At 60.2% G+C, this 12,400-nt stretch carries 12 protein-coding genes; all 12 read left to right on the top strand.

The window, feature by feature from the left end; genetic code table 11:
• Positions 1–10: 10 nt before the first annotated feature.
• The 12 genes from FHU29_RS10490 to FHU29_RS10435 all read left to right on the top strand — a co-directional run bounded on the left by FHU29_RS10490 (position 11) and on the right by FHU29_RS10435 (position 12,400).
• Positions 11–1,012 (top strand): ATP-binding cassette domain-containing protein, encoded by a 1,002-nt coding sequence (locus tag FHU29_RS10490; RefSeq protein ID WP_183377532.1) that lies wholly within the window; start codon positions 11–13, stop codon positions 1,010–1,012.
• A gap of 68 nt (positions 1,013–1,080) precedes the next feature.
• Entirely contained in the window at positions 1,081–1,896 is an 816-nt protein-coding gene (locus FHU29_RS10485) for an MlaE family ABC transporter permease (RefSeq protein WP_013805219.1), read from the top strand.
• Positions 1,893–2,759, top strand: a complete 867-nt coding sequence (locus FHU29_RS10480) for an ABC transporter permease (RefSeq protein WP_083962604.1) — start codon at positions 1,893–1,895, stop codon at positions 2,757–2,759. Before FHU29_RS10485 ends, FHU29_RS10480 begins: the two co-directional genes overlap by 4 nt.
• Positions 2,756–4,105: an MlaD family protein gene (locus FHU29_RS10475; protein ID WP_064442586.1), complete on the top strand. Its 1,350-nt coding sequence runs from the start codon at positions 2,756–2,758 to the stop codon at positions 4,103–4,105. Before FHU29_RS10480 ends, FHU29_RS10475 begins: the two co-directional genes overlap by 4 nt.
• Positions 4,102–5,124 (top strand): MlaD family protein, encoded by a 1,023-nt coding sequence (locus FHU29_RS10470; protein ID WP_064442585.1) that lies wholly within the window; start codon positions 4,102–4,104, stop codon positions 5,122–5,124. The genes FHU29_RS10475 and FHU29_RS10470 overlap by 4 nt, the downstream gene beginning before the upstream one ends.
• Positions 5,121–6,176 (top strand): MlaD family protein, encoded by a 1,056-nt coding sequence (locus FHU29_RS10465; RefSeq protein WP_064442584.1) that lies wholly within the window; start codon positions 5,121–5,123, stop codon positions 6,174–6,176. Before FHU29_RS10470 ends, FHU29_RS10465 begins: the two co-directional genes overlap by 4 nt.
• Entirely contained in the window at positions 6,177–7,295 is a 1,119-nt protein-coding gene (locus FHU29_RS10460) for an MCE family protein (protein ID WP_064442583.1), read from the top strand. It begins immediately after the preceding gene.
• Positions 7,295–8,320 carry an MCE family protein gene (locus tag FHU29_RS10455; RefSeq protein ID WP_064442582.1) on the top strand — a complete coding sequence of 342 codons (1,026 nt, stop codon included), beginning with the start codon at positions 7,295–7,297 and terminating at the stop codon, positions 8,318–8,320. Before FHU29_RS10460 ends, FHU29_RS10455 begins: the two co-directional genes overlap by 1 nt.
• Complete coding sequence (locus FHU29_RS10450; protein WP_064442581.1) at positions 8,317–9,621, top strand: MlaD family protein; 1,305 nt, start codon at positions 8,317–8,319, stop codon at positions 9,619–9,621. The genes FHU29_RS10455 and FHU29_RS10450 overlap by 4 nt, the downstream gene beginning before the upstream one ends.
• On the top strand, positions 9,618–10,244 hold the full coding sequence (locus FHU29_RS10445; RefSeq protein WP_064442580.1) for a hypothetical protein: 627 nt from the start codon (positions 9,618–9,620) through the stop codon (positions 10,242–10,244). The genes FHU29_RS10450 and FHU29_RS10445 overlap by 4 nt, the downstream gene beginning before the upstream one ends.
• 339 nt (positions 10,245–10,583) lie before the next feature.
• Positions 10,584–11,591, top strand: coding sequence for an ATP-binding cassette domain-containing protein (locus FHU29_RS10440; protein ID WP_183377531.1), 1,008 nt, complete (start codon positions 10,584–10,586; stop codon positions 11,589–11,591).
• Positions 11,591–12,400, top strand: a complete 810-nt coding sequence (locus FHU29_RS10435) for an MlaE family ABC transporter permease (RefSeq protein ID WP_064441088.1) — start codon at positions 11,591–11,593, stop codon at positions 12,398–12,400. The genes FHU29_RS10440 and FHU29_RS10435 overlap by 1 nt, the downstream gene beginning before the upstream one ends.

Genomic DNA, 12,400 nt, shown 5'->3' with positions numbered 1-12,400 from the left:
GGGAGGTTCAGTGGGTGTCGAGGTCGCTGTCGAGGGTCTGACGAAGACCTTTGGTTCGCAGAACATCTGGTCTGATGTCACGTTCACGCTTCCGGTTGGGGAGGTGAGTGCGCTGCTGGGCCCGTCGGGTACGGGTAAGTCGGTGTTTCTGAAGTCGCTGATTGGTTTGATCCGCCCGGAGCGGGGTTCGATCGTGATTGATGGCACTGATATTTTGCAGTGCACGCAGCGGGAGCTGTATGAGGTGCGGAAGATGTTCGGTGTGCTGTTTCAGGATGGTGCGCTGTTCGGGTCGATGGATTTGTATGACAATGTGGCGTTTCCGTTGCGGGAGCATACGCGCAAGTCGGAGTCTGAGGTCCGTCAGATTGTGATGGAGAAGATGGAGCTTGTGGGTCTGCTGGGGGCGGAGAACAAGCTTCCGGGTGAGATTTCGGGCGGGATGCGTAAGCGTGCGGGTCTGGCGCGGTCGCTGGTGCTGAATCCGGAGATTTTGTTGTGTGATGAGCCGGATTCGGGTTTGGATCCGGTGCGGACGGCGTATTTGTCGCAGCTGATTCTGGATATCAATTCGCAGATTGACTGCACGGTGCTGATCGTGACGCACAACATCAATATGGCGCGGACGGTGCCGGATAACTTGGGGATGCTGTTTAGGAAGCATCTGGTGATGTTTGGTCCGCGTGAGGTGCTGCTGACTAGTGATGAGCCGGTGGTGGGGCAGTTCCTGAATGGTCGTCGTCTGGGTCCGATCGGGATGTCGGAGGAGAAGGACGAGGCGACGATGGCGGCTGAGGCGGCGATGGCGGAGGCTGGTCATAGTGATGGGTCCCCGGATGAGGATGTGCGTGGTGTGATTCCGCAGATCCGTCCGACGCCGGGGATGCCGGTGCGTCAGGGTGAGTTGCGCCGCCGGGAACGGGTCCGGCATCTGATGGACGATCTGCCCGAGCCTGCCCGCCGCGCGATCCTTGAAGAACTCCGCGAATACGAAGCAACGCAGGCAGGGTAGTCGCGCCCGTAACTCACGGGCCCGCAATTCACTGGACGTCTCCAGACACTCGAAGATGAGGCAAGGCGTTGACTGTTCAAGTCGAATCGAACAAAAAGGGGCTCATCCCCGATGCAATTAATGAGATAGGCGGGCTCGTCACTTTCGCGGCCCAGACATTCCTGACTGGCCTCGCGGCAATTCTCAAGCGGCGTTTCCCGCTAGCCGAATTCGTAAGCCAGACAACCTTTCTTGTGAAGGTCTGCTTCTGGCCCTCGTTGCTGCTCATGCTTCCCATCGGCGTGGTTATTGCCGTAATGATGGGCGGACTGGCTGGCCGGGTAGGCGCGGCGCAGTATTCGGGTGCGGTCGTCTCGTTCGTAATTATCGGGCAGGCAGCTGCGCTCGTAACGGCGCTGATCGCCGCGGGTGTGGGAGGCGCCGCTATCTGTTCTGACCTCGGCGCTCGCACGATCCGCGAGGAAATCGACGCGTTGCAGGTGATGAGCGTTGACGTGGTGGAGCGCGTCGTCGTCCCGCGAGTCTTTGCCCTGGTCTTCGTGGCCCTATCGATGTGCACGATCGTGTCGTTCGCCGGAATCTTTTTCACGTACACCTACCAAGTCGTGGGAGTTGGTGAATCGCAAGGCGGATTCTTGCTGACACTGCAGGCATACGGGCGAACGTCCGACTTTGTGATGGCGCTATTTAAGTCGTTCTGTTTCGGTGTTGCGTGCTCAATTGTCGCTGCATATAAGGGAACACAGACCCGTGGTGGATCGGCCGGAGTGGCGAACTCGGTTAACGACGCCGTCGTCATGATGTTCATCGCTGTCTTCGTGATCAACGTCGTTCTGACCCAGATGTACATCGTGGTCGTGCCAGCAGTCGGAGATTACATATGATCTTGTCGCAGACAGCCACGCAGAGGCTGAAGGATGTCACGTCAGGGACTGCTGGGAGGCTGAAGAGCAGCTTTGGGGCGCTTGATGGTCACGTCATGTTCGGTGTGAAAATGTTTGCGGGCATTCCCATGGCGGTCACGCGATACCGAACCCACGTGCTTCGCGAGGTTGGCAACATCAGCTTCGGAAAAGCCTCGCTGCTTTCTGGCGGGGGCACGATCGGTGTCGTCGCGGGTATGGCCATCGTCGCTGCAGTCATGGTGTCGATCGAGATCCACCGTGCGCTAGGCCTGCTCGGCTTCACGGCACTCTCGGGTCTCGCAGCTTCGATTGCGAACACCCAAGCCCTTGCACCGTTGATCGCTGCGTTGGCGATCGCGGCAAAAGTGGGGACAGGTTTCACGGCTCAGCTGGGTTCTATGCGAATCTCGGAAGAAATCGATGCGCTCGACACCCTCGGCGTCCCTTCGGTGACCTTCCTGGCGACGGTACGGCTGATCGCGATGCTTATCGTGATCACCCCCGTCTACATGGTAGGACTGCTCGGCGCGTATCTCGCTTCCCGATTTGTCGTGGTAGGGATGCTCGGGGAATCATCCGGCACCTATGACTATTACTTCCGGCAATCGATAACGCCTCAGGCCTTCGGCTATTCGATCCTGATGACGGTGATCTTCTCCGTCATCATCGCTGTCATCGCTTGCTCATATGGATATAACGCGTCGGGCGGGCCGGAGGGCGTGGGTCGTGCGGCAGGCACGGCCGTCAGGACAACGATCCTCACCGTAGCCATTGCAGCCATGGTCTTGATCTTTGGTCTATACGGTCTGACGCCGACGATTCCAGGGATGGGACTCGAATGATCAAATCAATTCGCGGTGTCATCATCGCTGTCTTGCTCTTCGTGATCTCCGCACTGTTGATTGCCCGCGGCGCGGGTGCGCTGGACCGGTCACCAAAGGTCTATGTGGACGTGCCAGCCGCAGTTGAGGTGGCAGGTGAGGAAAGGCCACGCGAATCCGGCTTGCTCCTGGGCTCGGACAATGCGGTGCGCTACGAGGGTGTCATCGTGGGGCGGGTCAGCAACATTCAGGTCGGGGTGATCGATGAGGCAGGCCGCGAGATTTCTCGGTTAGAGATGCAGGTCGCGCCGGGAGTGCTCGAAGAAATACCGAATGACGCGCTAGCCAGGATCGTTCCGAGGACGGTCTTCGGCGACAACGAGGTTCACCTTGTCGCGCCGTACGGCGTGGAACTCACCGATCGGTCGACAGTGAACCTCACTGCGGGGGACACGCTGATCCTGGACACCGGACCCGAGGCGCGCGAACTTTACGACGTCTACGAGAAGGTCATGCGTGCGGTGTATGACCTGAATATCGAGGGCTCGCTCGAAGGTCTGCGGGAACTGCGGATCGGTGTCGAAGGCCGGGGCGAAGATCTGGGACTTCTCATCGGCCAGGGCGCGGATCTCCTCGAGTCCCTCTCGCCGCTCATCGAGGGCGAGGTCATCCCAGATCTGCGAAGAACGCTCGAAAATATCGACGTCTCGCTGCCCGACATTGTTGCGACGATGGAAAACTCGACGGATCTTGCAGATCTCCTGACTCGCCGTAGTGAGGGGATCCGCGAGGTACTCATCGCAGGCGCAGCCTTCGGCCGCGACGCCGAGAACTTCTTCGGAGCGATTGCCAACGACACCGTCGTCTTCTTGGACGGGGGAACGGTCGCAGTTACCGCGCTCAACACAGGCCAGGGAATTGACGGCACACTAAGAGGCTTGCGGAACGCCGGGACGGCATTGGGACCCGTATTTCGAACGGGCAGACTCAACATTCAGGCACTCGCGACGTTCGAGAATCCGCTTCCCTATTCGGCCGCTGACTGTCCGCAGTACCCCGGTCTTTCGTCGCCGACATGCGGTCCCGCTGAAGCGCGCACGGTGACTGAACTTTCACCGGAAGACCTGGTCCCTGGCCTGCGGGGCCTGTTTCCCGCGGGGGCGCCCGCTGACGGAGTAATGACGGAAATGCAGGCGGATCCGCTTGCTGTCCTCGAAAGGGAACTTATGCGTGGCCTCCGCGGTGCGGCGGCGCCTGCCGCCGGGCAGCCCGGATCTGACCGGCCCAGTGTTTCTGACCGGCCCAGTGCAGCCACTGCAATGCTGCTCGGGCCGATCGTCCGCGGGACGGCGGTGGAGGTTTCATGAAGCTGAGTAAAGGTGCACTGGCGGGCCTCGTTGTCTTTCTTGTGCTCGTTTTGTTCACCTCGGTGAGCGTGTGGCAGACACTGAGTCCTCCGGTCGATGGACGCTCGGCCACCTATACGGCGGAGTTCGACGACGCGACGAGCCTCAAGCGTGGAGACGACGTCACTTTGGCGGGTGTGCGCGTGGGTAAGGTCGGCGACACTGGCTGGGAACGCCAGTCCGACGGCTCAGTTCGTGCGGTGGTGAGTTTCGCGATCGAACGCGACGTCGAGCTCACCGAGAATGCCCGGGCGGAAGTCAAGTTCGCTGACATGCTCGGCGTTCGCTACCTGGGGCTGATCGACCCAGGCGGGGCTGCAGCCCTTGAACGAGGCGACAGACTCACGACTCTGGGTAAACCACCGACGGACGTAACGGAGCTGTTCAACGGCTTCCGCCCCGTCTTCCGGCTGCTGGATCCCCCGAGACTCAACCAAATGTCGGCATCGCTGATCGGAGCGCTTGAAGGCAATACGGATGTATTCGAAGCCATGCTGATCGGGATGCTCGACGTGGCGAATGTGATGCTCGCCCGCCAAGCCGAAATCGAACGGATAGCCAATACTCTTCCCGACGCTTTCGACGTTGTAATCGAGCGGCGGGACGATGTCGAAGCCGCAATCGAAGGACTCACTGCGCTCACGGAAAACCTGGCGTCGCGCAACGACGACATCATCGCGCTCCTCGACCAGGGCGGATCAACAATGGATAAGTTCGCCACGCTGCTCGACACCACGATGCCTGATCTGCGCCGCTCAGTCGCTGCGGGGATCGATGTGAGTGAGGAGTGGAGCCAAAACACTGAAGAGTACAGAGGACTGCTGGAATCGCTGCTGCGGACTGGCGAAGCTGTCAACCACTACGGGGACTACGGGTCCTGGCTCACGCTTTATATCTGCACCCTGAGCGTCCAGGTCGATGACTTCGAGGCAGACCTGTTCAACCTCATCGGGGGAACACATTCGGAGGTGTGCCGATGATCCGCTGGATTAGAGATCTCAACCAGCAACTCGTTGGTTCAGGCATCTCCAAGGTATATGTGACTCGACCTGGGCTAATCGGCGCGGTTGCCACGGTGATAGTCGTCGCGGTGCTCGCATTTGCGGCCGTGTTTCCCACGGCTGTTTACCACTTGCGGACCGCGGGATACAGCGTTGTCTTGCCCTCGGCGGGCGGGCTGTCAGCCGGTGACCCCGTCTACGTGGCGGGTCTCCCCGCTGGTCGAGTTGAGAGCGTCCAGATTGAGGGGGATGAGGTTGTCGCGGGCTTCCGCGTAGACCGATCACAAGAACTCGGCGACCAGACCGAGGCGGAAGTCAAGCTACGGACCATCCTTGGCGCCTACTACCTGGACATACGTCCGCAGGGCATGGGATCCCTCGAGGGGGGTGTCATTCCACTGGAGCGCGCTGCGGTCCCCTTCCACTTCGACGAGATCGCCCGCGCCGCATACGACGTGACGCGTACCGACGAGCCGGACCGGGAGGCCATCGACTACGAGCAGATTGCGTACCTCACTGACCTCGCATACGACTCAATTCCGAACCGGGCGCTCGCTGACGAAGCGGTGACCGCACTCGCGGACGCTGCCGCGATCATCAATGACAACGGCGACCAGATCCAGCGACTGCTCGAAACTGGGCGAGAGCTCGCCGAAATTGTCGATGCTCAGCAAGACACACTGGAGCGACTCTTCGACCAGGGTGCGATCGTCTTCGGCACGCTCGGTGTGCGAGCGCAGTTGATTAGCGGGCTCATACGGGACCTCGAGACAGTTTCCGTACGGATGACTGAACTGCTTGATTCAGAATCCGGTGAATGGGACCGCCTGATGGTGGGTCTGCAGGACGTTACCGCGATGCTCTCGGCCGAATCAGATCTGATCGAGCGAAATCTCGCCGAGGTTGCCCCCGCGTTCCGCCATGTTGCTGATGCCAGCGGCAACGGACCCTGGCTCGACGTCAACGCTCCAGCTGCCGTCTTCCCGGACAACATGCTCTGCTTGCTCGGCGTGATGGAGGGGTGCCGGTAAATGACCGATACAGCGAGCGTAAGTGGGAAAATCGGCAGGATCATCGCGATCGTGCTGATAGTCGTGCTGGTTGCGGTGACAGTCTGGGTGGTGTTCCTCAGGGACGCGAGCAAGACAATTGTGGCCGAGTTCCAGGTCGCGACGGGTCTTTATGTCGACAACGAAGTGCGGCTACTCGGTGTCGATGTGGGTAACATCGCTGAGCTCGAACCCACGGAGCGTGGTGTGCTAGTCACGATGAAGGTCAATCCGGACGTGGACCTCCCGGAAAATATTGGTGCATTCATTACGAACCGAACCTTGGTGGCGGACCGATACGTCGAGATCGTGCTGCCACCGAGGGGTGAACGGGTTGGTGAATTCCCAGACGGGGGTGTCATCCCGCTCGAGCGAACCGACGTGCCCATCGACTACGACATGCTTCTGACCTCTGCCAAGGATCTTGCGGAACGCCTCAGTGACCAAGAGGAACTGGGTGGCGTTCGGGAAACGGTCGAGAGGATGGGGCAGGCTTTCGAAGGGATTGGCCCGGAAGCCAACCGCGCCATCGAGCAATTCGCGGGAGCGACGAGAGTGCTCGGAGACAACGCGGACGAGATCGACGAGCTCCTCGAAGTCTTCGGCAACATCGCGAGGATGATCTCCTCGCGTGATGCTGAGATCCGTGAGTTCACGACATCGCTCACCGCGCTGGCGGCAGAGGCCGGCCGTCAAGACATCGATCTTGGGTCGATGATCAGCCGGATCCGGGTGATGTTCGATGAGGCGGACAGGGTGGTGACCGAACGCGGAGGCGAGTTGAGCGACATCATCGCCTCGACTGACGTGCTCGCCAATACGCTCGCCAACAGTCCGTCTGACCTCGCGGAAATCCTCGACGTGTTGCCACTTATCGGGCAGAACGTCGATCGCGCAATCATCGATAACCACATGCGAATCCGCCTCAACATCTCCACAGACCTCCAGCAACTCCCGGGTCTCGCACCGCTGTGCGGAGACCTTGGCGCGGCACTCTGCACAGGAGCGGGGCTGACGAATCCGATATCCATCCCGCCGAGCGCGTCTGACCCGTTTGGTCTCGGTGCGATCCTGCAGAACTCAGTGAGGGGAGGACGCTGATGAGGCTCATAAAGAACGGGGTCCTCTCCGCGCTCATCGCCATTCCGATCGCGATTGCCGGGACGGGATGCTCTATGGGAATGCAGAACATTTCCTTCGATCTGGTGGAAGGCCGAGCTACCTACCCGATTGAGGTCGAGCTGGAAACTGCAGACCTGGTCATGGTCGGTAGTGAGGTGCGCCTAGGTCAGCGGCTACTCGGCCGAGTCGCAGACCTGCGGACCGACGTGGCTCCAGATGGCCGTCGAATCGCGGTAGCGACCGTAAGTCTGGACAGCGACGCTGAACTTCCGCGGGACGCGACAATCACCGTTGAATTGCCAAACACCCTCGGTAACCCGTATTTGCGTGTTCGGCTGCCTGATGAGCCTTCATCTGAGATGTTTCAGCCGGGCGACCGGATTACCGAGGAACAGACCTTCAGAGGTCCCGACCTCGAGAATGCTCTCGCAAGCCTCTCTCTGGTACTCAGCGAAGGCGGAGTGGGCAGTCTCGAAGTCATTGCCAACGAAATGGAACTCGCAGTTGGCGATCGCGGCGAGGAAATCAACAGGCTCGTCACTTCGCTGCGTAGCACTGCACAGTTGCTGAGCGCTCAGTCTGGCAATATCGATCGCGCCCTCACCGCGGCAGCTGGGGCGTCTGAACAGTTGGCGGCGCAGCGAGATGCGTTCGAGCGTGGGCTCGACGCCGCGAATCCTGTGTTTGATCAGCTGAACGATCAGTGGCCGCAAATCGCAGACCTCATGGCAAGTGTCGGCGGGCTGTCCGGTGAGCTCGACGTGATTATGACGGCGTCTGAGGACGACTTACTTGCACTGCCAGCGGAACTCGCTGATTTGCTCGAGGCCCTGCGGAGTGTCGAGATTCGCAGCGTACTGCTTCCCATGACGGACTTCCTGAGCGGGGTTGCGAATGCCCAGCGTGGTGATTATCTAGCCTTCGACGGGACTCTGAACATTCCAGATGCGCTTTCATATCTGCTGATCGGTGAACGCGTCGCACAAACAGGGGGCACCCGATGAGGCGCAGCACGAAGGTTCAGTTGGCCCTTTTTATCGCTCTGGCCCTATTCATCATTCCTGCCGGTACCCGGTACGCGCTGGGAGCTCAGTTTCTGAGTCTTTCCACAATTGGCCTTGGGGAACGGCCGGTTTCTGGGACGGCGTACTTCGATAATGGGCGCGGTCTCGGGCCTGGAACTGTGGTGACATATCAGGGCGTCGTCGTCGGCGAGATCCGGGAAATACGGCCGGTCCCGCCGTCGGAAACACGTTCAGTCGACACCGATCAAGGGCCTGTCGAGATGCCGATCCAAGTCGACTTCCAGCTGGACCCCGGCGTACAGGTCTCCAACTCCGTAACACCTGTGTCCACCACGTTGAATGTTGCAGGTCTCGTCAACCTCGAGTTGCGTCCCGGGGAGGATGCACAGCCTGGCGTTTACCTGGAAGACGGCGCAGTGCTCGTTGCTGATCCCGCTCTGCAGCGCGCGGACTTCCGAGAAGTCCTGGTCGCGCTCAATGATGTGATTGAAACCGTGGATGTTGATTCTGTCAGCGCACTCCTCACAACGCTGGGAGATACGTTCACGGGCCGCGGCGAGGATATTGGCGACATCATCGACAACGTAGGCCTTCTGGCGGATGTATTCGACAAGCATTCAGAGACGGTCGAATGGTTAGGGCTCGAAGGGCCCGCAACGATGGCGCTGATAGCGGATGCGTCTGACGCGCTACCGTCGTCATTCACCACGTTTCGCACGTGGACGCGCCAGTTGGTCGAGAGCACACCCGATTTGGAGAGCCTGATCGATACCGGTCCGGGAGGGATGAGGCGGATTTCCGACATTCTCGTCAGCAATCAAGACAACGCGGAAAGCATGATGGCTGGCCTCGCCGATATCGCGCCCATCCTCGGTAACCGTGACGCTGCCCTTCGGGCGCTCGTCGACGATTTCCCCCGAGGTCTTGACGCTGCGGCGGGCATCAGCCGGGGAAGCATCGCTGACTTCCACCTTGTCGTGACGCAAGGGCCGGTGTGCTACTACGACACACCGAGGCGCGTTGTCGGTGACCAAAGCCCGCGCGAACCAAACCGCGGCGTATTCTGTCCGCCCGGAAACGGTCTCGCGCAACGCGGTGCGGTGACGGCCCCTCGGCCAGACGGGCTCGGGCTGGTGAAGTACACGTCACCAGGAATTCAGACCGGTCCACCCATTGTCAGCGATCCGCTGATCCTGGCCCCTGCCACCCGCGCCGCTCTCGGCGCGGCAGACGCGGCTGCTCGTGATGCAGGACTGCCGGGTGCAGGTGGCGCCCGGTGACGCCGGACACGCGAACATTCGAGTTGCACGACGAACAGGAGACAGTCGAGGTGTCATCGGTCGACGAGTCGGGAACGGGGCCAGTGGGGTCGCCGCCAACCGGCCAGGCTCAGGAGGAGAAGCCGGGACCGCGCGGCAGGGCTAAACCCCTTCTGGTGCTTGCTTTCGCAGGCTTGATTGCACTTTGCGGCGTTCTGGGCTACTTATATTGGGACACTTCGCGTGGCGAGCGGGCACTTGCACAGGCAGAGACCCTGCGGATTCAAGCTGTCAGCGACGCTTCAACCTATGCCGAACTCATGGGCAGCTACACCTACACCGACCTCGAGCAGAGCTTTTCGGACGTAATTTCGGTATCTACCCCCGAATTCGCTGCGGAGTATGAGACCGTCGCAAATGAGTTGCGGGACGCTGTTACGGAAAGCCGCGGCGTTTCGCGGGGCAGCGCGATCCATGCTGCCGCGCAGTCGGTCGATCAGAACCAGGCGACGGTTCTGGTTTTTCTCAACCAGGAAGTGACCAACGTCCTGAGGCCAGAAGGCGGGATCGAAGCCAGCCGCCTCGTGGTCTCGCTGGAGCGAGATGAAGATCGCTGGCTGCTATCCGACGTGCAGCCGATGTAACGAACAGAACCTGAGGTATCGCTGAGATTTACCTGTGAGAGCGCGGGCGAAGCGACCTCTCGCAAAGCGTGAACCATCCCGTGTCAAATGTATGTACACGCGGGATTTGTCTGGAAGATACGTGTTCGTCAAGAGTGAAAGTTATTGTGCGCCAATGGGTTACCCGACACGACCCCTGGGGTAACTCGTCGTCTATCGAATCCGCAGCCCACAAGGGGAGGGGCGGTGTAAAGCGGAATTCGAACCTGAAGTAACGTTCGGGGTCATACGCGTCCCATTGGTGGGTTAAAGTGACGCAACCCACACTGTGTATGGATGTGGGCCTAGCTGGGAGGTTCCGTGGGAGTCGAGGTCGCTGTCGAGGGTCTGACGAAGACCTTTGGTTCGCAGAACATCTGGTCTGATGTCACGTTCACGCTTCCTGTTGGGGAGGTGAGTGCGCTGCTGGGCCCGTCGGGTACGGGTAAGTCGGTGTTTTTGAAGTCGCTGATTGGTTTGATCCGCCCGGAGCGGGGATCGATCGTGATTGATGGCACGGATATTTTGCAGTGCACGCAGCGGGAGCTGTATGAGGTGCGGAAGATGTTCGGTGTGCTGTTTCAGGATGGTGCGCTGTTCGGGTCGATGGATTTGTATGACAATGTGGCGTTTCCGTTGCGGGAGCATACGAAGAAGTCGGAGTCTGAGGTCCGTCAGATCGTGATGGAGAAGATGGAGCTTGTGGGTCTGCTGGGTGCGGAGAACAAGCTTCCGGGTGAGATTTCGGGTGGGATGCGTAAGCGTGCGGGGCTGGCGCGGTCGTTGGTGCTGAATCCGGAGATTTTGTTGTGTGATGAGCCGGATTCGGGTTTGGATCCGGTGCGGACGGCGTATTTGTCGCAGCTGATTCTGGATATCAATTCGCAGATTGACTGCACGGTGCTGATCGTGACGCACAACATCAATATGGCGCGGACGGTGCCGGATAACTTGGGGATGCTGTTTAGGAAGCATCTGGTGATGTTTGGTCCGCGTGAGGTGCTGCTGACTAGTGATGAGCCGGTGGTGGGGCAGTTCCTGAATGGTCGTCGTCTGGGTCCGATCGGGATGTCGGAGGAGAAGGACGAGGCGACGATGGCGGCTGAGGCGGCGATGGCGGAGGCTGGTCATAGTGATGGGTCCCCGGATGAGGATGTGCGTGGTGTGATTCCGCAGATCCGTCCGACGCCGGGGATGCCGGTGCGTCAGGGTGAGTTGCGCCGCCGGGAACGGGTCCGGCATCTGATGGACGATCTGCCCGAGCCTGCCCGCCGCGCGATCCTTGAAGAACTCCGCGAATACGAAGCAACGCAGGCAGGAAGCAACTGATGGCTATCTCGGCTGGTGCGCTGCGAAACAACAAGGTTGGCCAAGCAGCTGAAGGGATGCTCGCCCAGGCGGGTCTCATCCTTCAGCTGCTAGTAGACGTCGTCCGGAACACTTTCAGGAAGCCGTTCCAGACGCGAGAGTTCATCCAGCAGGCTTGGTTTATCGCCAGCGTGACGATCCTGCCCACGGCACTCGTCGCGATCCCGTTCGGCGCAGTTGTGTCCATGATGACGGGTGCGATTATCCGGCAGCTAGGTGCCGAGGGCTTCACCGGTTCTGCCAGCTCGCTCGCCGTGGTGCAGCAGATCAGCCCCATGGTTACCGCGCTACTTGTCGCTGGCGCCGCGGGATCCGCAGTGACAGCGGACCTCGGTTCGCGCACCATCCGCGAGGAAATCGACGCGATGGAGGTCCTCGGGATCAACCCGGTCCAGCGCCTCGTCGTTCCTCGCGTGCTCGCGATGATTCTCATCGCAGCCCTGCTCAACGGCCTGGTCGCAGTTATCGGTGTGGCCGGCGGATACGTCTTCAACGTCATGCTCCAAGACGGCACGCCAGGTACTTACGTGGCGGCCTTCTCGGCGCTGGCGCAACTTCCCGACCTGTGGATCGGTGAGATCAAGGGCATGATCTTCGGTGTCATCGCGGGTGTGGTCGCGGCCTATAAGGGTCTCCATCCGAAGGGCGGTCCGAAGGGTGTAGGCGATGCGGTGAACGAGGGTGTGGTTATCACATTCCTCCTCCTGTTCTTCGCAAACTTCATCCTCACCGCGGTGTACATCCAGATCGTTCCTCCAAGGGGGGCATGA

The sequence above is a fragment of the Hoyosella altamirensis genome (genome assembly GCF_014191505.1).
In the GTDB taxonomy this organism is placed as follows: domain Bacteria; phylum Actinomycetota; class Actinomycetes; order Mycobacteriales; family Mycobacteriaceae; genus Hoyosella; species Hoyosella altamirensis.
The sequence above is the reverse complement of the archived record's forward strand: the minus strand, read 5'-3'. Positions and strand labels throughout refer to the sequence as shown.